The sequence below is a fragment of the Dorea sp. AM10-31 genome, assembly GCF_003435815.1.
Classification (GTDB): Bacteria; Bacillota; Clostridia; order Lachnospirales; family Lachnospiraceae; genus Dorea_D; species Dorea_D hominis.
This window is the reverse complement of the sequence record NZ_QTUV01000003.1, coordinates 245,130-268,377: the sequence shown is the minus strand read 5'-3', so window position 1 is coordinate 268,377 and position 23,248 is coordinate 245,130. Positions and strand designations below refer to the sequence as shown.

Annotated in this window: 21 protein-coding genes and 1 pseudogene; 2 read left to right on the top strand and 20 right to left on the bottom strand. The window is 37.1% G+C overall.

What is annotated here, in order from left to right; all coding sequences use genetic code 11:
- Nucleotides 1–244 precede the first annotated feature (244 nt).
- From DW125_RS14465 to DW125_RS07435, 3 genes and pseudogenes are all read right to left on the bottom strand, one after another.
- Nucleotides 245–412: pseudogene (locus DW125_RS14465) on the bottom strand (ATP-binding protein); the annotation flags it as partial.
- Nucleotides 400–990, bottom strand: coding sequence for a cytidylate kinase-like family protein (locus tag DW125_RS07440; protein WP_117537692.1), 591 nt, complete (start codon nucleotides 988–990; stop codon nucleotides 400–402). The gene DW125_RS07440 and the pseudogene DW125_RS14465, both read right to left, overlap by 13 nt.
- Before the next feature lie 13 nt (nucleotides 991–1,003).
- Nucleotides 1,004–2,371 (bottom strand): MATE family efflux transporter, encoded by a 1,368-nt coding sequence (locus tag DW125_RS07435; protein WP_117537690.1) that lies wholly within the window; start codon nucleotides 2,369–2,371, stop codon nucleotides 1,004–1,006.
- A gap of 586 nt (nucleotides 2,372–2,957) precedes the next feature.
- Here DW125_RS07435 and DW125_RS07430 point away from each other — a divergent pair.
- A complete protein-coding gene (locus tag DW125_RS07430; protein ID WP_199537830.1) occupies nucleotides 2,958–3,152 on the top strand; it encodes a nitroreductase family protein in 195 nt (64 codons plus the stop codon).
- Between the two features lie 117 nt (nucleotides 3,153–3,269).
- Here the strand turns inward: DW125_RS07430 and DW125_RS07425 are convergent, their stop codons facing one another.
- From DW125_RS07425 to DW125_RS07365, 11 genes are all read right to left on the bottom strand, one after another.
- Nucleotides 3,270–4,370, bottom strand: a complete 1,101-nt coding sequence (locus tag DW125_RS07425) for a PDDEXK nuclease domain-containing protein (RefSeq protein ID WP_330411838.1) — start codon at nucleotides 4,368–4,370, stop codon at nucleotides 3,270–3,272.
- 25 nt (nucleotides 4,371–4,395) lie between these two features.
- Nucleotides 4,396–5,532, bottom strand: coding sequence for a Fic family protein (locus DW125_RS07420; RefSeq protein WP_117537688.1), 1,137 nt, complete (start codon nucleotides 5,530–5,532; stop codon nucleotides 4,396–4,398).
- Nucleotides 5,533–6,300: 768 nt separating this feature from the next.
- Nucleotides 6,301–6,480 (bottom strand): DUF6462 family protein, encoded by a 180-nt coding sequence (locus tag DW125_RS07405; RefSeq protein WP_117537682.1) that lies wholly within the window; start codon nucleotides 6,478–6,480, stop codon nucleotides 6,301–6,303.
- A gap of 250 nt (nucleotides 6,481–6,730) precedes the next feature.
- Nucleotides 6,731–7,018: a hypothetical protein gene (locus DW125_RS14215; protein ID WP_242992915.1), complete on the bottom strand. Its 288-nt coding sequence runs from the start codon at nucleotides 7,016–7,018 to the stop codon at nucleotides 6,731–6,733.
- A gap of 36 nt (nucleotides 7,019–7,054) precedes the next feature.
- On the bottom strand, nucleotides 7,055–7,663 hold the full coding sequence (locus DW125_RS07400; RefSeq protein ID WP_242992914.1) for a hypothetical protein: 609 nt from the start codon (nucleotides 7,661–7,663) through the stop codon (nucleotides 7,055–7,057).
- A gap of 789 nt (nucleotides 7,664–8,452) precedes the next feature.
- The gene (locus tag DW125_RS07395) at nucleotides 8,453–12,175 is read right to left on the bottom strand and encodes a hypothetical protein (protein ID WP_117537680.1); all 3,723 of its coding nucleotides are present in this window, start codon (nucleotides 12,173–12,175) and stop codon (nucleotides 8,453–8,455) included.
- Nucleotides 12,176–12,711: 536 nt separating this feature from the next.
- Nucleotides 12,712–14,016 (bottom strand): IS110 family transposase, encoded by a 1,305-nt coding sequence (locus DW125_RS07390; RefSeq protein ID WP_117537678.1) that lies wholly within the window; start codon nucleotides 14,014–14,016, stop codon nucleotides 12,712–12,714.
- A 631-nt stretch (nucleotides 14,017–14,647) separates the two neighbouring features.
- A complete protein-coding gene (locus DW125_RS07380) occupies nucleotides 14,648–14,965 on the bottom strand; it encodes a hypothetical protein (protein ID WP_173793386.1) in 318 nt (105 codons plus the stop codon).
- A 204-nt stretch (nucleotides 14,966–15,169) separates the two neighbouring features.
- Entirely contained in the window at nucleotides 15,170–15,433 is a 264-nt protein-coding gene (locus tag DW125_RS07375; RefSeq protein ID WP_117537674.1) for a hypothetical protein, read from the bottom strand.
- On the bottom strand, nucleotides 15,433–15,753 hold the full coding sequence (locus DW125_RS07370; protein ID WP_117537751.1) for an HIRAN domain-containing protein: 321 nt from the start codon (nucleotides 15,751–15,753) through the stop codon (nucleotides 15,433–15,435). Before DW125_RS07370 ends, DW125_RS07375 begins: the two co-directional genes overlap by 1 nt.
- Before the next feature lie 16 nt (nucleotides 15,754–15,769).
- The gene (locus tag DW125_RS07365) at nucleotides 15,770–16,003 is read right to left on the bottom strand and encodes a hypothetical protein (protein ID WP_117537672.1); all 234 of its coding nucleotides are present in this window, start codon (nucleotides 16,001–16,003) and stop codon (nucleotides 15,770–15,772) included.
- A gap of 379 nt (nucleotides 16,004–16,382) precedes the next feature.
- On the opposite strand from DW125_RS07365, the gene DW125_RS07355 reads away from it, so the two are divergent.
- Entirely contained in the window at nucleotides 16,383–16,898 is a 516-nt protein-coding gene (locus tag DW125_RS07355; protein WP_117537668.1) for a helix-turn-helix domain-containing protein, read from the top strand.
- Between the two features lie 51 nt (nucleotides 16,899–16,949).
- Here DW125_RS07355 and DW125_RS07350 read toward each other — a convergent pair whose 3' ends face one another.
- From DW125_RS07350 to DW125_RS07325, 6 genes are all read right to left on the bottom strand, one after another.
- The gene (locus DW125_RS07350; protein ID WP_117537666.1) at nucleotides 16,950–17,366 is read right to left on the bottom strand and encodes a hypothetical protein; all 417 of its coding nucleotides are present in this window, start codon (nucleotides 17,364–17,366) and stop codon (nucleotides 16,950–16,952) included.
- Nucleotides 17,367–17,388: 22 nt separating this feature from the next.
- Nucleotides 17,389–17,604: a hypothetical protein gene (locus DW125_RS07345; protein WP_028087389.1), complete on the bottom strand. Its 216-nt coding sequence runs from the start codon at nucleotides 17,602–17,604 to the stop codon at nucleotides 17,389–17,391.
- Nucleotides 17,605–17,929: 325 nt separating this feature from the next.
- Nucleotides 17,930–18,751, bottom strand: a complete 822-nt coding sequence (locus tag DW125_RS07340) for a MerR family transcriptional regulator (protein WP_117537664.1) — start codon at nucleotides 18,749–18,751, stop codon at nucleotides 17,930–17,932.
- A gap of 59 nt (nucleotides 18,752–18,810) precedes the next feature.
- Nucleotides 18,811–19,443, bottom strand: a complete 633-nt coding sequence (locus DW125_RS07335) for a GNAT family N-acetyltransferase (RefSeq protein ID WP_158549900.1) — start codon at nucleotides 19,441–19,443, stop codon at nucleotides 18,811–18,813.
- Nucleotides 19,444–19,630: 187 nt separating this feature from the next.
- Nucleotides 19,631–20,593: a helix-turn-helix transcriptional regulator gene (locus DW125_RS07330; RefSeq protein WP_117537660.1), complete on the bottom strand. Its 963-nt coding sequence runs from the start codon at nucleotides 20,591–20,593 to the stop codon at nucleotides 19,631–19,633.
- A gap of 30 nt (nucleotides 20,594–20,623) precedes the next feature.
- Nucleotides 20,624–23,248, bottom strand: coding sequence for a DEAD/DEAH box helicase (locus tag DW125_RS07325; RefSeq protein WP_117537658.1), 2,625 nt, complete (start codon nucleotides 23,246–23,248; stop codon nucleotides 20,624–20,626).

Genomic DNA, 23,248 nt, shown 5'->3' with positions numbered 1-23,248 from the left:
TGAGGGCATTCCCGTTTCAGAAATGTTGAATCGTTCCTTTTATGAAGTCTTTGAAAATGGAGATAAAAAATGGCTTGTTACTTATGCGGATGTGGCGTTAAACGGCAATAAACATATCCTGCACGATTATAGTCCGGAAATCGACAAGACTCTGACCATCTACTGTTTTCAACCTGCCAGCGGATATTGTGCATGTGTATTGATTCCGTCTTAGCTTTCTTCTATTTGGCGCATGCGATTACAAAACATCAACAGAAAACTGCCTGATATTCAACTCATTATATATGATATTCTCCATTATATGAGTCATTTCCTGCCGACGGGAACCTATTCTTGCATTTCCAAGTCCAATATCTTCTCAGTAATATTTATTTGGAGAGTCAAAATAGGATTTCCCTTTTACATCATATCGCATTCCATAATTATCTTCTCACACCTGTCATATCCAAGCTGTGAACTGTTCAGGCACAACGTATAATTACTGGCTTTTCCCCATTTCTGCTCGGTGTAAAAGTTATAATTTGTCATACGTCTTTTATCTGTGTCTGTCATCATTTTGACAGCTTCCTGCTTTTCAACATTATATAATCCCATGATACGCTGTATTTTTTCCGGCATATCCCCATGAATAAACACATTTAACACATCATCCCTGTCTTTAAGAATATAATCAGCATTTCTTCCAATGATTACACAAGGCTCCTTTTGGGCCAACTTCAAAATAACTTTTCTCTGTGCCTCATATACGATATCTTCTATGGACTTTCCTGTAATGTCACGTCCGGCAAATGCATATGCAAATAAGCCTTTCTTTGGGGATAACTCTGCATTTTCTTTAATATACTCTGGTGACAATCCTGACTGTTCTGCAATCTGTCCAATGATATCCTTGTCATAATACGCAATGCCAAGCTTCTTTGCCACTTCTTCACCGATAAATCGACCACCGCTTCCAAACTCTCTGCTGATTGTAATAATTCTTTTTGCCATTTTTTATTCCTCCTTATTTTAAAACATCTACTTTATTCTTTCTGATTCTCTTTAAAAATACATATCCTACCAGACATGAAATAACCTCAGTTATTGGAAATGCCCACCAGATAAGGGAAACTCCCATCTGACCATTTCTGACAAACGCAGAAAAAATTCCAGCCAGTGGCAGGATAATGATAAGCTGTCTCAGAAGAGAGATAACCAATGATTCAACGCCGCCATCCAGTGCCTGATAAATTCCCTGATAAGCAACATTTATTCCAGCAAACAGAAAGCTTATTGAGATTATCCTCATTGCTCCGATAAAATATTCCCTTGACTGTCCTGCATTGAACAAAGTTGCAAAAGCTCCAGGGAAAATTTCCGTAATTGCAATTCCTAGAATCATTAGTACAACGGTATAGAGCAGTCCATACCTGATTCCATCCTGAATTCTCTTTTTACTTCTCATACCATAAGCAAATGCAATAATCGGAGTGATTGCATCTCTAAGCCCAAAGGCAAGGAATAATACAAACTGCTGTACTTTATAGAACAATCCATATGCAGTCTGTGCGGAAGGACTGAATTTCAAAATCAGATTCATCACATATACCATGATAGACATAAGTGCCTGTGCAATAATTGCAGGAAGTCCAATTGCATATATTTCCTTGATTATTCCGCTATCCGGTTTCATATACTCTACATCATGTTCAAATTCCTTATTCAGTTTCATATGAAATACAAACAATAATATTGCAGACGCAACCTGTCCAATAACAGTTGCATATGCAGCTCCCTTCACTCCCATTTCAGGAACCGGTCCAATACCATAAATCATGATCGGATCAAGGATAATATTTACCACTGCACCCACAACCTGACCGATTGTAGAATATAGTGAACGTCCTGTTGCCTGTAAGAGTTTTTCAAATATCGAAAAGAAAATAATTCCAAATGAAATTACGCAGCATATTCTTAAGTAGTCTGTTCCCATTGATATAACTTCAGGGTCAATTGTCTGTGATAAAATATATGCTCTTACTCCGAAAATTCCAAACAACAGGCACACCGCATAAATAATCACCCCAAGAAACAAACTGTTTCCCGCAACTTTTGCTGCTTTTTTACCATTTCCCTGTCCAAGTGTTCTTGCAAGAAGTGCATTTGTTCCCACACCTGTTCCGATTCCAACTGCTACCATGAGCATCTGAACCGGAAATACCAGTGTAAGTGCATTAAGTGCCGCCTCACTTCCTGATCTCATGTTTCCAACAAAGGCACTGTCTACAATGTTGTAAACCGCCTGCAATGCCATAGATAAGATCATCGGTATTCCCATTTGAACCATGAGCTTATTTACCGGCATCTCCTTCATCTTGTTACTTTCTGCCATTTTATAATCCTCCTTGTTTTGCGAAGCAAAATCCGACCCCTTTGGTGAGGAGAGGATTCAGCCTCCCTTTTCTGCATAAAAAAAGTGTGCACTTACCTCATAAGCTGGACTTACGCTGATAAGCTACACACTTTAAAATGCATTATATATTTTCATAATGTGCAACAGCATGCGCACAAAAAAACGAGCAGCAAAACTGGATTTACGCTAGTTTGCCACTCGTTTATAAGTTATTATATTTTTCTTTTTAAAAAATGTCAAACAAAAATTTTCTTGCATTTTTTCTCTTTTATGCATTATAATAGGCACGAAATAAAGAAACCAAGCCGGCTTTTAAAGCGTGAAATCACGAGGAACAGCTTATCCTCACCGATTTCGCGCTTATTTTTTTACCAAACAGGAGGTCACATGAACACCAAAAACAAACTGGAAGACATCTTCTGTACTTTACCAAAACAATTATTACAGCTATTCTCCGCAAGCCCGGAAATGCTGGATTCCGGCACTCAAGATTATTTCCATTTCCTTTGTATTTGCCGCTGTCACAATTTTATGCGGATACTTTGCTTCTGGACTAGGAAATGGTATGGTTGATATGAGTGCTTCTGTAGAAAATCTCTTACTGGAAGCAGACGCCCTCGGGCTAGGTGCTGTCTGGCTTGGAATTGCTCCTCTGAAAGAACGAATGGAGGCTGTCCGTACAGTATTGAACGTGCCTGAAAATCTGGACGCTTTCGCTATTATTCCATGCGGCTATCCGGAAGCGGTTCATACTCAGTAGGATCGTTTTGACAAGAAGCGGATACACTATGTTTTGTAATGACAAAGGCATGAACTCCTGATTTTTTTGTTCAATGACCTTAGATTTTGCAATTTGTGCAGACCGTCTGCACAAATTCTATTCTGTTTCCTTTTCTTCGTTATCCTGCTGCTGAAGATAAAACATTGCCTTTTGGGTTTCAATCTCCGCTCTCAGTTCTTCTTTTGTCGGTAAGTATAATTTGTACTTGGAAGCAAATAATTGTTCATTGCCGTGCATAACAGAATAACGGGCAATATCATCATCTGTATCAGAACAAAGGACAATACCGATTGTTGGGTTATCGCCCTCGCTGCATTTCAGTTCATCATACATACGGATATACATATCCATCTGTCCTACATCTTGATGTGTTATCTTCTCTGTTTTCAAATCAATAAGGACAAAGCATTTCAGTATGTAATTGTAGAATACAAGGTCGATATAGTAGTCCTGCTTCTCCGTATGAATATGCTGCTGTCTTGCCACAAAAGCATACCCCTTTCCAAGCTCCATCAAGAATTTCTGCAAATTGGAAAGAATACTTTTCTCAAGGTCACTCTCTGTGAAATCTGTATTCTGAGAAAAACCTAAAAACTCTGCAACTACCGGATTTTTGATAAACTCCAACTTATCATTCTGATACGGTGCAGTCAGTTCCTTCATTTCACTTTCTACAAGCTCTTTTTTCTGTGTCCCCAGCATACGATAATAATACTGAAAAGAAATGTTCCTCTGCAAAGTACGAACACTCCAAGTCTGTTCTACGGCTTCTTTCTCATACCAGTCACGAGCTTCAGGGTCTTTGACCTGTAATAATGTTCTATAATGCGACCACGAAAGCAGAACGCCGGATTGTCTACACGCCGTGTCGACAATTTCAGGAAAGGTTTTATAAAACTTCAGACAATGATATAAATTACTTCTATCATATCCTTTTCCATATCGCTGAGTCAGTTCTTTAGAAATTTTCTTTATTACCTCTAGCCCATACTCCGAGCGTTCATCTCCACCTAATTCTTCTTCTGCTATTCTGTAACCAATCAACCAATTTCTCTGCACGAGCAATGTATTGACAGCCTGATATGCAGCTTTTTGTGAGGACTCGATAATCCCACACATATCCTTTAAGATGTCATCGGTTTTAACATAATTATCCATAAAACTATTTTGACCGATTTTTTCTAATTTATTCTCCATAGCCATCGCTCCTTGGAATTTCTAATTACTTCTTGAATTTATATTTTCCTTTTCCGTAACCGGATACTGGTTCAATAATATCTGCCTTTACCAAATTGGAAAGAAGTTTTGAAGCACCTGAACTTTTCAGCTCAAGAAGTTCCATAACCGCACTTCTTCCAAACACCTCATCAAAGCCAAACTTCTCAAAAAGTCTATGGATATGAATCGTCGTTTTTACCGAGAAATCACTACTTTTTTCGGAAAGTACACTTTCAATATCCACTTTTTCATCTTGAATGTCCACTTTTCCATTCTCAATATCCACTTTTTTATCCCCAATATCCACTTTTTCTTCGTTCAAAAGTCCACTTATATGAAGTTTTCGATTATGAAGCTCGTTTTTCTCGTTCAAAAGTAGATTTCTGAGAAACGCTTCCAGATACTCTGTTGTTTCGTGAATACCTTTTTGCAGGTTCGTATAGTTTGCACGGACAAGTGCGTTTCTGAAATACCACGCATTTCCCGCAAAAATATCATTGGTTGCAGAGAACCCAAGTGTCCTTAAATATTTGATGAAGAACACTGCCATTGTTCTCGTATTGCCTTCTCCGAAGATATGGATTTGCCATAACCTTGAAACAAATACCGCAAGATGATGGATAATCTCGTCCATTGAAAGTCCTTTATAGCTAAAATCTTTCTCCTGCGAAAAATCGTATTCCAGTGTAGCTCTCAGTTCGGACGCACTGCCGTACATAACGGTTGCTCCATCAAGCACCCATTCTTTCTTTGTGATGTTGTAATCTCGAATCTTTCCGGCGTGTTTATAAATCCCCTGAAAAAGTTTACGGTGGATAGAGATATACTCATTCGGAGAAAATGAGAACGCTGTTTCGGAAAGAATTTCTGCGATACGGGACGAAACCTTATCCGCTTCTTCGGTACGTTCATCATCGGACAAATGCACTGATCTTTCTTCATAATAACTGTCGATAAGGGTCTGTGCTTCTTTCATCGTAATTTTACCTTCAATATTCTGAATGGCAGTATCAATCAGATATTTAGATGGTTTGAGTCCGTCCACTGCCTGAAGTCCGATTGCCGTACTCCAAGCATAACCCTTATGAGCTTTATCCGGTTCAGACTCCCTCAAATATTCCTTAAACGGGTCTTTTTCCATATCCACTACCTCGCTTCATAGTCTTATAAGTCAAATCTACATTATTCGCTTTCCTGCATACCCTCATCGGCTTTTGCAATCATCTGTCTGTACTGTTCTTTCACACTTTCCGGTGCAAGTATCTGTACCTTCCTGTAAAATGCTCATTTTTTCTTTACCATTCCATATTATCATAAAACAGCCTATCTTCCAATGACAGAAGTGCCTCTACAACAGTAAAAATCGTTTGTCAAAAAGTACACTTTCATGTAAAATACCCACCTTACAATAATCTAGCTTTTTCGAAATTTCTGCTCGATATCGAAAAGTTGATAACGGCATATTACATTCTTTTGCTGCCGTTTTTTGCTCATGGCTGAAAGAATTATTCTGCATCTGCGCTGCTGCCACCAATGCCGCACAAACACTGGTTCCTACAGCTCCTGCAAACTGTATAAGCGTATTGAAATAAGCGTAATAATCAAAACAGGAACTAAAAGTACAAAAATGTATCTCCATCCTAAAGTCTGGTTTACAATACCTCCATATGTAAGACCTAATGCTGGAGCGGTTGCTGACACCAGTGCCCCATATCCCATATAGATCCTACTTTTTCAATGGTATCTGTTCCAGAATAATACAGAATGCAACGGATATTGAATTGGCAGTGTTAAATGAAGCTGCTGACGTTACAGGACTTTCTCGTTCTGAATATATGAGAAAACTTCTGCTTCTTTCTCTTTATATTTTCATTCCTACTGTTCTTCGATATGTTCAGTCCTTGGGCAATCACAGAACGCACATGTTCATCAGCAATCGTATAAAATATAGTTTTCCCTTCGCCAATTCCTGAAATGTATGCAAACCCATAGAATATAATTGTGCCCCTTCCTCATAACGGACAAATTTCTTTCTTCCGACCTGCACCAGCTTTTCCAATTCTGGAATTTTTTTTCTGACTTTAGGCATGAAAAAACCTCCTTCCTTCGTACATAAAAAAATATCTTTCATATATACAAAAGAAGGAGGGTGAAAATACAGCCTCTGATATGAAATTTTTTTGGCTTTAGAGAAAAATTATATATTATCGTTCAAATTGTAGCACGAAACGGTAATTCTTCGTTTTCCATAATCAAATCGCAAGCTGTCCCACCGATGATGACATATTGATTTTCAAAACCCTGAAATCTTTCCTTAAATTTTGTAAATCCGCTGGCCATTACTCCTGCAACCTTCTTTCCTGCAATTCATCTACTGCTTCTTCAATTCTTTCATCGTTTGTATCTCCTAAAGATAAAACAATGGAAATATCATCAGCACTGTTATCCTCTGAAAATTGTTTCGGGCTGTATGCCCATAATTCAAGTCTTACCTGCTTATCCGGGTCTATCAATTCATCGGTTAGCAAGGTTTTATCATAATCTTTCTCACTAATTGCATAGGTAACAACTAGGCTTGAATTTAACATTGTTTTTTCAGAAAGTGCCGTTTCCCCTGCAAAGACCATATTTTCCGTAACTTGCGTCTTATCTATATATCCTGCTTAGCGGACAGGAGTCGTCAAATATACTTTTGCTTTTTCAAATAATTCATCTCTCTTATATTTTGACTCAATAAACTTGTTGACACCGTCTTTTGCTACCAAAAACAAATCCGTCGTTTCCAACTGCTTTACTGCTCTGGTCAAGGTCATTGCTGTAAATGGAAGCACTTTTCCGGCTTCTGAAATATACAATCGTTTTTTCTTACTGTAAAGATAAAATAAAAACAACTGCTGCGCGGAGTAAACAAACTTACCCACCAGCTTTTGGGGTTCTTTTTCATCAGAAAGCATTGTCCCAATGAAAGGAAGAAAGACCTGCTTATCAGTAATAAACGATATATTATTTTCTATAAGGCTTTTTCTTCGATAATTTGATACCGTTGTAAGTTCAAATACGACTGGCACATTATCAATCTGCTGTATTTTTGTAATCTGTTTTTTCAGTGCCGGAAGTGTTGCAAGTTCTTCTGTTGGAGCAAGCATTATACAACGTTTGTTTCCAATATATGCTGTATGAAAATCATAACTCCCTGAAATATAAACAGGCAAAGAATCCTGATGATTCCATGCTTCATATTTTATAGAAATCCCGAATACGCTTGTAAACATATTTCTCGTTCTCCTTTTAACTCATTCACTTTCATTTTAACTTTGGCAATGTTAAAAGCCAAGTTTTTGAGTTATTTTGATTTTTCTAAAATTCTTTTCTCTCACACCCTGTATTTTCCCCCTCCATCTTTTGTATATGTAAGAGGGTTCGTAGATTAGAGCAAGATCCACCCAGGTATTACCGTATCGCCATTTTATGGCTACGGCATACCTCAGGGTAAGTCTCTTGATGGGGATTCCGATTCCCCATACCCTCGTACAGACATCAAAGATATCTGTTAGCTCTCTATCAAAGATAGTCGCAGCCCGTTCTCAATAGCCTCGAACATGGCACTGAGATTTGCATTCACACCGATGTGACTACCCTCAGGAGTAACGCTAAGTGCATCATAGGAAACATTCAGCTTCTCAACATGATGCTGACTGAAGTTTGCATCAATACCATGATCAGCAAGTGCCTGGTGAAGATCCTCTTCGATTCATTTTTTGAACTGTTCATAATCCATAATTTTGTTTTCCTTTCTGCTTTTGATTTGGTTGATCCGGATCGTCACCCGGAATTGTGGGCATGAAAAAAGCGCCAGACTCGCAATCTTCTGATCACGAGCTGACGCTCAACTCATTGTCCATATTCAATTCTTCTGCAAAAGAAAAACAAACGTGATGTCCGTCACCGCTCCGGTGATTTCGTTCACGTTTGTCTATGATAATAATATCAGCCTTTAAAATGCATTACAATCTACATAGCCTCTACATTTCCTCTACAATTTGTATTTCTAAGACTAAATTCTAAAAATACCCATTTTCGACACGCCGTCTTTCTAGGTCAGAATCATATACATATCTTTGTGACATTTTGAAAAACACATCAGCAGTCTTCGGGTACTTAATGCTTAAAAAATCTGCATTATCTTTGTAACCTTCTGCAATGTCTTTCTCTGCCCTACCTGCTGAAGGACTAAATATTCCTCTTTTATTGAACAACTCACATCTATATTCACTCAGTAAAGATTCATCCCCATATTCCTCTATAATCTGGCACACTGCTTCACATGGATAATGACCATCAGCTGTTTTAGGTGCATATGCAAACAACCTTCCTAACACATATCCAAACATTTCTTTTTGGTGATTCGAATCAAGTATCCGTATCAGTTTATCTACCCACACCTTAATCTCATCATAACTAACAGTGCCATTTTCTTCACATGGACAAAACTTTGCCATATCAAACAACCTATGTATTACCTGCGCATAATTACGAAACTCTTCTGTCTTTCTTTCTTCGGGATCATCACCATCATGTCTAAATATAACTGAGACCATTTCTGCATACATTTCAGGATCGTGCTTTATTTCCTTTTGAAAGCACTTCATATCTTCCCAGTCCAATAGATAAAAGAATGCAATCTCAATATGCGCTATCTTTGCACATTTATCTCGATCTTCAATGCATTGCTCCTGTAATGGCTTTAGTAATTCTTTTAAATAATAATCCGTCATCGAATTAATACTTCCTCGTTCCATCACATCAAGCCGTTGCATTTTTTCAAGCAATTGCTCTGGTGTAAGATTTCGATTTTCATGGAATCTATACAATAAGTCCAAATACGAATTAACTGTTCCATACTGCTGGCACTCTGCCACTGCCCAATCCATATTATTAGATGAAAACCATCGAAAATCTTTCCAAAATGCATGTTTTATTTCTACTGAAGCATTATCGACTAATGGTTTCTTATCTGTATATAAAGCTTCGATTCTGAATAGTATAATTCTAAAATCATCATCTAACTCTACGCACTCACTTAATTCGTTTACATTAGTATATACATCAACTCCTCTGCGAGCTAATCCTTCAATGTATTCTATTGCCATCTCATGTTTACTCTGGCACTTATATAGTGATGCAAATACATTTTTATCAAAATTATCATCATCCCAATAATCCGACAATACTCGACCTAGATAGGAAGACTTCTCCTTCGCACAGAGCTTTGATAATAATTCCAGGCTATAATTATTTTCTTTAAACTCATTTATTTTTTTGACAAGGAGATCTTTTGTTTTGCTTTCGTTTATATCTCTTTTGTCATCCACATCATAAGGAACTGGATCCAGAATAATACCATCATATGAGGGTCTAAATAGATATTCAAAATCATATTCTTGTTGAGTGAAGTTTATTGAATCTAGTATATCAAGCATCTCACCAATCAAATCTTCGCCCATAGCCCATTCAGCTGACGCAAAATATCGATGCTTATAAACCACTCTTCTGATGTTATTCTTGATTATCAGCCTTTCATCATCGTCCATCTGTGCAATTTCAAATAATAATTTTTCCTTAATCTTCTTTCGAATATCTGGGTCAACTTCATCATATATACTTAACAGATCATTCCACCTTTGGGGTTTAAAATCAGTTGCTTTTAAAAGAAGGTCTATATATCCCAAATTGGTGTCATACATCTCTTTTCTGGTTATTGTGTCTTCTTCCACATGATTTCTATATTTAGGTGCATATAAGTCGCCAAAAATACTTGCATGTCCTATTGGTAGTGCTCCAAAAATATGGTCCCATGCATTTTTATCTTTTGCTAATGCCTTAGCTGCAATTTCTATTTTGTCATTACTTTTGCTAAATGCTGAAAAATTATGCCACGTACATAGTAATTTCCCAAAGATATCCTTTGGTGAATTTGATTTGTATTCAAAAGATAAATTATCAAGATATAGAAGCCATGCATATGCACGAGATGCGTATTCTCTCTGTACAAGAAACTCCTCAACTCCCCACAAAATCTCAATATAATCATTCCTGCCGAATAAGAAATCAGATGATTGATTTTCAAACAGTTCCATTAGCCCCGTAGGATTAATTTGTTCTTCTTCTAACTTATTAAGCACACTATTCGGTGATACTTCACATAAATCAACAAAAAAGTTTGAAATATAATGCCACTGTTCTGAAGTTTGGATATATTCCAAAATTTTGCTTACTAAAGAATCTAACTGAACTTGGCAATTATTATCTTTTTTATAGTAAGCCTTCATAATAAGACTACGTAACATCCCTTTTCTTATTATTGCAGACCAAAAGAATTTTTCTCCTTTAAACTGTGCAACAAGCTTTTCTTGAGATGAATATGTGAATAGTTTTTCTGCCTCATTTATAACTTCAAAGAGAACATCCTTAAATTTATTCCAGATTTCACTATCGTTATCAACATCAATATAATCCCATGCATTTTCAGCACTTGCCAGATAATATTCCTTTGTTGAATTGATATCTACGATATGAATAAATGGATCTTCATCCTTAGCATATTCCTTTATCTCTGAAATAAAATCTTGATACTTAATGCCACTTAAGGATTCTATAACTGCCTTGTCACCATCACAGTCTGTCCATTGGCCTATCAATAATGCTGTTTCCTTAATGTTGCGATGTAATCCATTTAACCATCTAGGCTCTTTTAAATATGCTCCATTAAACAATTTCTTCTTTAACGGTATAAATAGGCCATGAGTCTCTGATACTAATTTATTGGCTTCATTTATTCCCATCCCCGCTCTCTGTAAAGATGCTGATATTGTAGAGTATGTACGTGGGCGTAAAGTTATCTCCCCTTTAATAAATGACGGAACACGTTCAGTAAATACAAATATATTAGTATTATTAGGAATGGCGACAATTTGATTTGAATAAAACCATGGTATATAAATATTTCCAGCATCCTTTATCTGAAGTAAGCTCTTCCAGTCTTCTTCATTCTTCACTATGAATATTGGACGATTTTCTCCTTGCATCCATAATTCATTTATTGTGCAATAGATAGCTTCTTCTTTGCATCGCGCTTTTATCGCTATAACTTCATCATTTTTCTTACTTTCAAGTGCTTCCCTAAATGTATCGTCATCCACATTAAAGAAGTCAAAACCTATCTTAGGATCAGTAGTTTGACGCCTGATATCTAAATCAATCGCATCAGCTGATAATATCTCTAACTGTCGACTTTGATATATCTGAAGTTCATTTCTTAATCTCTCAAATTTCTCTGCTAACTCCTTAAAGCTTTCTTCCTGCTCTGCTTTCCATTCAGCTTGATATGCACGATCATATTTGTCTGGTGCAACCACCGGAAGTTGCTCCATAATTGCAAATAGAATTGCGTTCGCATATGACAGAGCCATGCCGTGCGGGATTTCATATTCTTTCATGATTCCCATTAATGAATTGAGTAGCCTATCCTTTAATTTATATCCTGGTTCATCCTTCAATTCATTGGCCAGCTTTGTCATATTCTTCTTTGAAAGCACGTTGGCCATATCATCAAATAATTGATCTGCATCATTTTCATAATCAACAAAAAATTTACCCGTATTAATGAATAATTGTTTTATATCTTTTGCTGTTTTAACCTTCTTCAGTAGGCTTTCACTCGATGATAGAAATAGTTCCGTTCCCCCTGCTTTTGCTAGTTCTACTAATGCTGTCTCGATTATCATACTTTAGTCACTCTCCCCCTATTTAGTCAAGTGATTTTCCTTAGAAAATCAATGTTTCTTTGTTACATATCTCAGTAGAATTGAGCCATAGGTGTGGACATTCCTCTGCATCTTGTGCGGAAATAGTGGTTTTAGGGTACACTTGAATAAACGTCTCTGTTTTCCGCTATTCATGGCCTTGTGTATACCCATCCCTCTATGGCAACGCACCTCCCGTGTCTACCAGGATCATCTCTGTTTCCAGAGATCCTCACTTCCTTCGTTCCACCTGTCCATAACCAAGGTGTCGGACTAGCTCCCTTACAGGGTCATTGCCTTCTGGAAAATATTCCTTCCGACTACTGGCTCACTCTTTGTATTTTTCATTACTGACCTTTGTTCCCTGTGCAGGCACGATATTCGTGGACGTTTTCCCTGTCACATCTTCCTCGGTCATTGGTTATCATTGTTTCATTTCAGTCATCCATCATGACTGAACACAGATGTCGAATCTTCAACAGCTCTGTTCAATCATGAAAGATGTTGCTTCTATGTTTCTACGCTGCTATGCGGTTTCCCAACACCTGATTTTCTGGATACCTGATAGATTCCAGCATAAACTTTCCATCATAGCTCACACCCTTTGTAAGTATTGCGCAGAAGACTCGTAGGGCTTTACATGCTACTGCAATCACAGACTCCATCTTTTTCAACGGATTGTTCTGTCGCGTAAGATAATAACGATGTATTTCTTTGAACTCTGCATTCTGTCCAATCAATGAAATGGCTGCTTCGTACAGTACATAACGAAGACGTTTTCTTCCTCTATAACTGATATGACTCTCGCCCTTATGTTTTCCAGAACTGCATGCAACTATCGCATATCCTGCAAGTTTCTGTACCTGCTTTGGATTATCAAAACGACTAATGTCACCTATTTCTGCAATGAGTCCACTCACTATCTTTTTTCCTACACCTTTTATCTCCAAAAGTTTATCTACATATGGGATTTCTTCCAGCTTTACTTCTATCTTTTCTGTCAATTCCTCCAAGCGCTTTGTATAAACATCATAGTCCCCTAGCAGAAGTTCCATTTCATATTTTGCAGCTTCCGGTGACTCTGTGCTTCCAACACTGTGCTTTGCAGTCTCTACCAGGGGCCGTGTCCTCTTCATTCCAGCTGCTCTTAGTTTGGCATCTCGCCAGATTTTATTAACACCATCTGCTCCAAGCATTACGATATCTGCCGGTAATGGACATACTTTAAGCACCATCACTCCACTAATTGCATTGCAACTCCGGTAAACGTCTTTGTACTCCGGAAAATAGATACTAAGCCAACGTGCAATTCGGTTTTTCACTCGTATAAGTGCTTCCTGTGTCATTACTTGAAGCCCGTATAAACTTCTAATCTCTGCATATACGCCTGTAGGAATATATGGGTAATTGAATCTTCCTTCATTTACCAACGCTGCGATTGTCTTAGGATCTTTACGATCATCTTTACTTGGATTGTTATCATCCAATTCCTTTGACTTGTGTACATGGTGAGGATTCACGTGTACTGGCTTCATTCCGTTGTCCTGCAGGAATGCTCCAAGATTGAACCAATAATGTCCTGTTGGTTCCATACCAGGAAGCACAATCGTTTTGCCGAATTTTTCCTTGATGTCCTCCAACCATGCCTTAAAAGAAGCAAAACCAGCTTCATCATTGCTAAATGCGAATGGTTTCTTGGAAAATTCAATGTTTCTCCAATCGAATGCTCTTGCATAGTGGGTTTCACTACCTACATCAATTCCTACAATCAAAGTTTTTTCAGTAATAGATTTAATCTTAGCGTTCTGTGTGTTACAATTCATATGGAATACCTCTCTGTTTAATAAGATTTTTTACTAACCGTCCAAAGTCAGTAATCTTATTTTACACTGAGGTATTTTTTCTCAACCTTCTTTCTTAGGATTTCTTACATTTTAAATTATACAGGAAGCTCCCTAATCCATTTATATATCAAGGAAGGTGTGTATCCGATTTCTTCTGCCACTAATTTTACAGGCTCGCCCTCAATAAGGCAATGTTTAATTACGTCATGTTTCAATTCAGTTGGAGCTTGTCTCCAATGTTTTTGATTTGGAACATCGTAATACTCAGGATACTTTTTACGCCAATGATAAAGCATTGGTGCAGATGGATACCCTAAGGTTTGGACAACTTTGTCTGGGGATCCTGTCGCTTTCAGTAATACAAGTGCTGTCGATATTTGTTCTTGTGTGTATCTCATAACATGTCAGGCATTACACAGTCCAACTTTTCGTCCGCATGCCCTTCTGCAAAGTAGAATTTACCTTTGCAAGGTGGATTTTACTTTTTCAATTCACCAAATCAGACTTTCATTTGCATATTTATAAGATCTCTGCCGATAATCTCTCGGCACATTACACATTTCCAGATCTATGATCAGATTGTACATGTTGACTCCTTCTTTCTTAAATATCAGTCATCGTAGTGGTTCCAGCCACCTAATATTCCAGGATTGCTGTGACCAGTTTTATGCCCTTTGTCATCATAATGATTTGCTCCACCCAATATACCAGGTCTGGTTGATCCAGTTTTGTGTCCGTGGCTGTCATAATGATTCATTCCTCCAAAGATGCCAGGTCTACTCTCACCGGTTTTATGACCATTTGTATCGTAATTGCTATATCCTCCCAAGATATTGGGTCTACTTTCTCCGACCTTTCTTCCATTCGCATCATAATGCTTGATTTCTCCAAATAATCCTTTTCTGCTGTATCCTTCTTTTTTACTCATTTGTTCGTTCCTCCTAAAAAAAATTCATATCCCTTTTATTACATATTAAAATACGTTATTCTCTGAATAGCTCAGTAACCAAATGTGTATATTCTGGAAGCTGATCCATATATGGCTTTAATTCTTCTTTAATCTTTTTCCGTTCGTCTGAGGAACAGTCTTCTGATTTCTTCATTCTGTTCTTTTGTATACATTTCTGCTCCCTTACTCACACTTTTCTATTTTCTCTTCGATTTTCATTTTCCGATGATCTAGAATATCACTAATTATTATCAGGGCTTCCGAAATAACTACTAAGAGCAGCCCTGCTTTTGCAAGATTTTTTCCTTGTTCATCATCGCTTTCTTTTGCTTCTTTGGCCGACCTTGCAAGCAAGCCAATTAAACTGATATTAGCCAGGCGCTGAATATTTCTGTTTATTGCCCTATTTTCATAATAGATTTTTCTCAATATCTCTTTGTTTTTCATTATTGCTCCTCATCTTTTACCAGACTCTTTTTACAAATTTTGCAGATTGTCCCAGCTGGTGTAACAAGTATTACCTTTGCATATGCAACATCTCCAATCTTGTCGTAGAGACGTCCGGCACTCATCGACTCACCAATAACAGTATAAGAGCTGTTCGCCACATACCCGATTTTTCCAAGGCCTTCATAAGTTACTTTGATTGCTTCCTTGTCATACTCATTATCCGGCTCTTTCTCCAGTCTGATTTTCGTACCCTTTTCAAGAAAATCATTTCCGAAATAATGTTTTGTTCCTGTCAGTGTGATAAATACTTTTGCCATTGTAAACGCTCCTTCCTTAGAAATCATATTCATCCGGATCCAGTCCGGCATCTTCTAGTGCTTCTCTTCGTTCATCTGCATCCATAAACTCCAACTCGTCTGGATCCAGTCCCGATAATTCTAACTCCGTCTGTACGTCAGAATCGTCTTTCAGTAGTTCATTTAGGAAAGTAAATTCCATTACGCTTTCCAGTGGACTAATATTTCCATCATGGTTCAGATCAAACATACTTCCGAATATTCCTTTCATAGCAGCTCCTCCTTTAATCGTTCATGTATTCATAGTAATCGGATTCACTGGCAAACAAGATATATTTACCATCTACCAATCCCATGTAACCATCACCAGTGTTAAAACCTTTCATTGCCAACTCCTCCATTTCTTTGAATTTTATGATTTAATCTTCTTTGATGGTTACAGTGTATATCAATAGGTGGGGTATAAAAATCCCACGTAATTTTCGATTTTTTTAGCAACCAGCAGTCTTTCTGGCTTCCTATCCATTTATAACCTTGTTGTTTACTGATGCTTCCAGTATAATAAAATCCATACAGGAAATACACGCACAGCATGTGGACTTAACACCTGATAATCCTCATGTTTTGCGATATACAGGGAGGTCATTCTCATGGGGAAACAATCTACAAGAGAAAATAAAACAATTTATCAGATTTGCCGGGAAGAAGCCGGTCTTACCAGATCAGAAGCCAGCGAAAAAATGACTGCTGTTTCTGATTCTAAAATTGAAAAATTTGAATATGAAATACAGGAACCTACACCTTACGATATTATCCAGATGGCAGACGCTTACGGACGACCAGATCTCTGCAATTATTACTGCTCTCATAAATGCGAAATCGGTCATCGTTATGTCCCGGAAGTCGAAGTTTCTGACTTATCCAATATAATCCTGGAAACCATTGCCAGTCTGAATGAGATTAATCCTCTTATCACACGTCTGATCCAGATTGCCCGTGACGGTAAAATCAGCGATGATGAGATCAAGGATTTTGCTTTTATCAGTAACAAACTGGATGAAATTTCTCTGGCAATAGATTCTCTGAATCTCTGGGTTGATAAAACAGCCGGAGAGCAGGGACTAAACATCGAATTGCTCAGAGAAGAAAAAAAGAAACAGAAATAAGTATGAAAAAACAAGGCAGCGAACCTATTTATGGTTCACTGCCTCTTTCCTTTACATATGCTGTAACTGGTTTATGATGTATTCCGTTCTGCGGATAGCTTCTTCCACCTGATGTCTGGCATTATTGATTCGATCCTGCACCATCCAATCCACAACAAATCCATCAAAAAAATAATCTGCAAAAGATAAGAAGTCTCCAGTATTGATATTTAAATTACAAGCCATGTTCACATCATTTAATTCTCTACTGAAATTACGAAGATCATATTTCGCCTGTTCCATATTTTGTCTGGCTTGATCCATCTTGGAGTGTTTAAACATCGTAGAAAAGAATCCACCGCCAAACATATCCACCAAGCCCCATTTTTTTGCACTGTTCAGGTTTTCTTTTGCTGTCCGAAGACTACTTAACGCACGTTGTCCTGCTTCAATCGCTTCTCGTTTCTCTTTTTCTATATCATATCCCATAATTTCTTCCCTCCTCGTATTTTTATGAGTTAGATGATATAAGTGCAATGATTCCACCGATGATCAACAATGGAAATGCAATATAAATCAGTCCGCCAACAACCATTCCTATCAAAATCACCGGGAAAAAGACAACTGTACAGAGCAGCTTTAAGATTCCCCAGGATGCTTTTACACCAAATATAAAAAATTTTCCAATAAACCAGATCATGCATATAGCAAATAGTAACGATAACATATTCTACTCCTTCTGACTCCTGTTATGATTTGAATCATTCATTTTTTTGATTGTTTACTTGATATAAACTCAGATGTATTTCTCACACCGATTTTACTACTGAATTTTGGGTTCTTCTCTATTTTTTCAATCATCCGAATTAACCTTATTCTCTGTGCTGTATCCATCTGCTCACCTCATTCTAACAGTTCTGCCTTTTGATATTGTCAGTATAACCGGATAACTTTTCAAAATATATACCTAATACAAAGAATTGAACATATGTAATTCTCAATTTTCGAGGAATCTTAAGAAAGACCCAGAGGAAATTCCCTGAGCCTATTGGTTATATAGCAGTATTTTTTTCAAACAGAATCAACTTAACATCTATTCCATCCAACTTCTCATTAAATTCAAAAGCTCCTTCTGCTCTTTTTCGTCCCTTCTCATCTGTCCCATAATCAAACCATTTCGCAAAATCTAAAACAACAAGTGTATTTTTTGATATAGCTGATGAACAGCTGCAATATACAAATACAGCATCGTATTTTTCATATTCGCTCTGATTTACTTTTTTTGTAATTTCTTCTCTGGAAGTCTTCGAAGCAAAGTGCATACTTACAAATTCAACAGCTTTTCTCCCCTGTACAAAACGTATAAATTCATCCTCTTCACAATTAATAGCACATATTCCCGGTGTTGCAATTCTCTGAATTAGTTTCTCACATTCATCAACAATTTCTGCTGCTACCGGAAGTAGCGTCTTTTGATTTCCGTACCGTAAATTAATTATTGCTGTCTGTTCAACTCTTGTTCTTTCCGCTTCCAATTTTTGAAACACAATATTGATTTCTCTCATATTATCTTGCTCCTTCAGTTTATAGCAATGTGCAATCTGACTTTTTAACTCTTCAATCTTTTTATCAATAAAATTTTCAGTTGATATCCCATCCTGGGCTTTTAAATGTTGATCAATCTCCGCTAATGTAAATCCTGCTTCTTTTAATTTTGATATCTGTCGAAAAAGTTCTACTGTATCTTCTTCATAAAAGCGATATCCATTTTCTTTCGAAACGTAATCGGCGGGTAAAACCCCCTTATTATCATAAAACCTAATTGTTTTTGTACTTGTATTACAAAGTTTTGCAAATTGACTTATCGTATACATCAGATCACCTTCTACTTTAAACTAGCATTACCCTTAAGGGGAATGTCAAGATAATTATGTTACTTCCATTCAATCTTATATTCTAAGACATGCCCAAGGATCTCTATAGGCTCGACACCAAAATCTGCTGCAAGTTTTCGGATATTATCATCTATAAGATGTTGATTTTCATTTTGATATTTGATTATTTCTTCACCATGGAGAAGAAATTCACTTATTCCATTTGGTACTGCGCCCAGTTTTCTGTGCAAAGCCTGGCTCGCATAATTATCTACTTCCACTCTGCTACGGAAAACATGCTCCCCTGTAATCTCAGAAAATTGATCCATAAGAAGAGATAATGCCTGAAATCCATATCCATATTTCCTATATTTTGACAGCAACTCAATTGCTAATTCTGGTATTTCCCGAGCAAGGTTCTTGATTCCACAGTATCCAATAAACTCATTTGTATCCTTAGTATAAATACAATAATTGGCTACATTTTCCCTTATAAACTCTTCCCATAGATATTTTCGGTAAGTTTCATTTTCGAATTCGTGTTTAAGAAAAGAGCATTCATATGATACACTGAGCATATGATACTTTTGATCTTCAGATACCGCTTTGAGTACAATATTATCATTTTCGGCTAATATTGCTCCATCTTTAGGAAGTCTCATTCTGTTGCTATATTTTTCTTCTTTATCCATTTTCTCACCCACCATCAATCATTTTTATATGCGATCTTGATGATTATAGTGTAGAACAATAGGTGGGATATAAAAACCCCTGCATATATTGTGGTATTACCTTTAATTGTTATTTAATATTGACTTCACGCTTTGTGCAGACCATCTGCACAAATTCAAATCTGCACTATTCATTCTCTTTCATATCTTAAGTAGCTTTTGTAAGCATTTGTTTGTATTGCTCTTTCAAGCTTTCCGGTGCAAGTATCTGTACCTTGCCATTAAAGCCAAACACCCAACCGAAAAAGGTAGGACTGGCTGATACTTCTGTCTGTACTCTGAAAGATGTCATATCATACGCAAGGATTGTCACATCTTCTCCGAAACGGTCAACCATTGTTTTCATCAGACTGTTATCACACCGTAAATCTACAAGGACTTTCTCGCCTGAGAACATAAAGAATACTTCCTTTGTGTAATTCTCAATATCAAAATCATCGGGCATAGGAACAATATCTTTATCCAATATCTCCGGCTTGGAAGCAATACGGTCTACCCTGAAATTGATAACCTTGCTTTTCTTCTCTGAATATCCGAGAACATAATAATAGTCCCCACACCAGAGAAGTTTATACGGACTGAGCTTATACACTTCGCCCTTATTCTTCAGAACCTTTTTCTTTAATCCGGTATAATCGTAATACTGGAAAGAAATCTGTTTACCTGCGTTGATGGCATCGTTTATAGCGTCAATAATGTAATATATCTGCTCATTATCCGGCTTAATGCGATTGACCACATAGTTATTACGCTTTAGCTTTGCCACCTGCCCCGGACTGGTCATCGTATGTATCTTCTCAATCAAAGTTTCGCTTTTCTTCTTTGTAATGAACTTCGATGACTCCACTGCATCTATCAGCAGTTTTAGTTCCGGCAATTCAAACTTACGACTGGCTACAAAGTATTTGCTCTGAGTAGAATGGATAGTAACAATGTCCATTCCAAACTCCTGAAGTGCTGCAATGTCTTTTGTGACTGTAGTTCTATGTGCAGATATTCCGTACTCATCATTCAATATATTGATTAACTGTGTTGTGGAAAGAGGATTTTCTTCATCGGTTCTTTCCAGTAAAATCTTTTGTAAATATAAAATCCTTGGCTTTGTTTCCATAATTTTTACATACTCATCACTTGATTAAATCTATATCTCGATACTTGCCTGTTGAACTACTAAAGTTGGTTCTAAAACATTTGATTTCATGAGCGTACTTCCTGCATACATTAAATAGTGGATACCGCTTGCAACTGCCATTTCCTCGGCTGCCGCTTTTTTGGCAAGTACAACTTCATCATCTATCTTATTATCGCCTTTTACCTCTATCAGTTGATATGAACCATCTTCCATTAGAGCAAGAAAATCAGGATAGTACTTTCTCAATCGCTTTGACTCAGGGTCATAATATTGCACCGACAAATCACCTTGATTAGAAGTAAACATACCAGTAAAATAAATTTCCTTAACCTTATTACTTGAAATATACTGTAAAAAACATTCTTTCTCTGGTTTAGAGTCGAAACAATATGTATCTGCATGGAAACTCTTTGCTTCTTCCTTTGGAGTGAAATTATTGTGTCCTTTGGTAATTACAAGCTCATCATTGGCAGAAAACTCATAGTATCCTGAATCTTTTGGTTCCCTAAGAAGTACCATATCAACATCTTCACTTTTCTGTGTACTCTTAACCTCATAAAGTGTATGAAAAATTTCAGGTATTATCACATCTTCCAAAATCTCATTATGACGATTAACTGCTGCAACAATATTATCTGAACCGTCCACGGACTCACGTAATATCTTAGCAATCGTAAGGCAAGAAATATTCATATACCGTGAAATTTCTGCCGTCAAAGAAAATTCGCTAAATCGCTCTTGCTCTTTCATAGAGTCAATATTCGTTTCCTTTTCAGATAATCCTAATCGCAAACTTCCTTTTTCATACATCTTAGCTTCATATTTTGACTCGTCCAATTCTGCCAAATGGAAATCAATAGGTACAGAATATTCCTTTTCGATGAGAGAATATTCGTGCCACAATCTTTTCATTTTAATACTTCTTGGCGGCGGTAAAACACGAACCTTATACACTTTTTTATTTGTATTTGGGGATTTACCAAAATCTGAAATCTCCATATTATAATTTTTTCGAAGTTCATCATCGAGCGTGTCATAATTCTCTTTTGACAAGAAAATTGTAGCTTTTAACTGTTCCTTTGTAAGCTGTCTTAAGCAACGCATTGTAGCCTGTAGAACAAATACTTTTGATTTTGGACTTCTAAATAAAGCAATTCCAAGCAGTGAACGACAATTCCAACCCTCTCGCCCCTTTTCAACAAGGATAATAAATTGCTTTTTACTTCCCTCAGTACCAATAACATCAAGGTTGTTAAAATTCTTAATATCCTCATCTTTTGTGACAGACGTGTCGCCTGTATTTACCAAAACAGTCGAAAGCGATATACCAAGTTCACTTAATACTTTTTCAACAGCAGGACGTACCACATCTGTTGCTTCTTTAACATTTGCTGCAAAAATAGCAAGCTTCGGTAATAATCCCTCATAAGTTTTACCGCCATAGCGTTCCCAGAATTTTGTAATCGAAGTACGCAGAAACTCCTCATTTTTAACATTTTCAAACCCAATCGGGTCTGCATCTTTTAAATATCCGTGAGCGATAGACTCATTCAACCCATAGGCATATACTACCTCTGGTAACACCTGCTTATTAACATACGGTGTACCTGTGTAGTTATAGCAAGCAACAATAGAGGTGCTTGCAGCAAGCATATTGATTGTATTACGCAGAGTGGTCTTGTTTGCTCCACCAGAACGAAGTTCTTTCTCCAAATTAGCTCCAAACAAATGATGTGCTTCATCGACATACACACCAAGCTGTGGCAAACGACAGAGTTTCTTAAAACGCTGATTATCAATCAGAGAAGCGTCATCCCAAACATCATCATCGCCCTCATCATCTCCGTAAACATCTGTAAGCAGAGAACCGGTTCCAAAAAGTACATCAGCCGGTGTATCTGCTTTACGCTTTTTCTTTACGATAATCTTCTGGTTATTTGAAATAACAATATTGAAATCCGAGTCGTCTATCGTATGAAGCGTTACCCCTGTTTCCTCAAGAAAATGGAACTTAATATTTTGGTCTAACACACGAGCATATTCCGGTGGCACAACCTTTGTTTTATCAAAAGTCATAATTTCTCGAAGAGATTCTAAGACTGTCTTGTCTGGTGCAAATACCAAAGCATTATGACAAAATCTCTTGTCTTTCGGATACTTCTTTGCAAGCAGAAACTCATAGAAAATACAAGTTGCCATAAGTATGGTTTTACCAAGTCCCATTGTCAAAGCATAAATGTAGTTCGGGTAATCTTCCTTGTATTTTTTCATCTGCTTGAATACGATTTCATTCTGTTTATCGCCCATATCAATCAAAGTACCCTGACCACCTTTGTGGATGGTGTAATATGAAGCATCAGCAAAGCGATTTTCTCTCTTTCTCCACTCATCGAATATTTGATACATATGGGCATTATTCATAAATTCCTTTATAAACACATACATCTCCAACGCTTCAAACTGCGGCTTTCTTAAGAAAGCATCTCTGTTTTCACGACTGTCATTATACGCAAGGAATTTCTTAGTCAAATCATTGTATCGTGAACGGATTTTCCCCCTGTTCTGAGTATAATACTCCCACAACTGTTCATAAAAGGCAAAATCCTGAATAAAGTCAGTTGTTTTTCTCGCCAT

Excerpts from the sequence above, each read along its gene's own strand:
- DW125_RS07440 (WP_117537692.1), bottom strand. The coding sequence starts at position 990 with ATGGCAAAAAGAATTATTACAATCAGCAGAGAGTTTGGAAGCGGTGGT.
- DW125_RS14215 (WP_242992915.1), bottom strand. The coding sequence starts at position 7,018 with ATGGTCTTTGCAGGGGAAACGGCACTTTCTGAAAAAACAATGTTAAAT.
- DW125_RS07365 (WP_117537672.1), bottom strand. The coding sequence starts at position 16,003 with ATGAAAGGAATATTCGGAAGTATGTTTGATCTGAACCATGATGGAAAT.
- DW125_RS07325 (WP_117537658.1), bottom strand. The coding sequence starts at position 23,248 with ATGGCGAGAAAAACAACTGACTTTATTCAGGATTTTGCCTTTTATGAA.
- DW125_RS07355 (WP_117537668.1), top strand. The coding sequence starts at position 16,383 with ATGGGGAAACAATCTACAAGAGAAAATAAAACAATTTATCAGATTTGC.
- DW125_RS07430 (WP_199537830.1), top strand. The coding sequence starts at position 2,958 with ATGGTTGATATGAGTGCTTCTGTAGAAAATCTCTTACTGGAAGCAGAC.
- DW125_RS07420 (WP_117537688.1), bottom strand. The coding sequence starts at position 5,532 with ATGGAAAAAGACCCGTTTAAGGAATATTTGAGGGAGTCTGAACCGGAT.
- DW125_RS07395 (WP_117537680.1), bottom strand. The coding sequence starts at position 12,175 with ATGATAATCGAGACAGCATTAGTAGAACTAGCAAAAGCAGGGGGAACG.
- DW125_RS07340 (WP_117537664.1), bottom strand. The coding sequence starts at position 18,751 with ATGTATACGATAAGTCAATTTGCAAAACTTTGTAATACAAGTACAAAA.
- DW125_RS07350 (WP_117537666.1), bottom strand. The coding sequence starts at position 17,366 with ATGGGATATGATATAGAAAAAGAGAAACGAGAAGCGATTGAAGCAGGA.
- DW125_RS07380 (WP_173793386.1), bottom strand. The coding sequence starts at position 14,965 with ATGAGTAAAAAAGAAGGATACAGCAGAAAAGGATTATTTGGAGAAATC.
- DW125_RS07425 (WP_330411838.1), bottom strand. The coding sequence starts at position 4,370 with ATGGAGAATAAATTAGAAAAAATCGGTCAAAATAGTTTTATGGATAAT.
- DW125_RS07435 (WP_117537690.1), bottom strand. The coding sequence starts at position 2,371 with ATGGCAGAAAGTAACAAGATGAAGGAGATGCCGGTAAATAAGCTCATG.
- DW125_RS07330 (WP_117537660.1), bottom strand. The coding sequence starts at position 20,593 with ATGGAAACAAAGCCAAGGATTTTATATTTACAAAAGATTTTACTGGAA.
- DW125_RS07390 (WP_117537678.1), bottom strand. The coding sequence starts at position 14,016 with ATGAATTGTAACACACAGAACGCTAAGATTAAATCTATTACTGAAAAA.
- DW125_RS07405 (WP_117537682.1), bottom strand. The coding sequence starts at position 6,480 with ATGCCTAAAGTCAGAAAAAAAATTCCAGAATTGGAAAAGCTGGTGCAG.
- DW125_RS07335 (WP_158549900.1), bottom strand. The coding sequence starts at position 19,443 with ATGGATAAAGAAGAAAAATATAGCAACAGAATGAGACTTCCTAAAGAT.
- DW125_RS07370 (WP_117537751.1), bottom strand. The coding sequence starts at position 15,753 with ATGGCAAAAGTATTTATCACACTGACAGGAACAAAACATTATTTCGGA.
- DW125_RS07345 (WP_028087389.1), bottom strand. The coding sequence starts at position 17,604 with ATGTTATCGTTACTATTTGCTATATGCATGATCTGGTTTATTGGAAAA.
- DW125_RS07400 (WP_242992914.1), bottom strand. The coding sequence starts at position 7,663 with ATGTTTACAAGCGTATTCGGGATTTCTATAAAATATGAAGCATGGAAT.
- DW125_RS07375 (WP_117537674.1), bottom strand. The coding sequence starts at position 15,433 with ATGAAAAACAAAGAGATATTGAGAAAAATCTATTATGAAAATAGGGCA.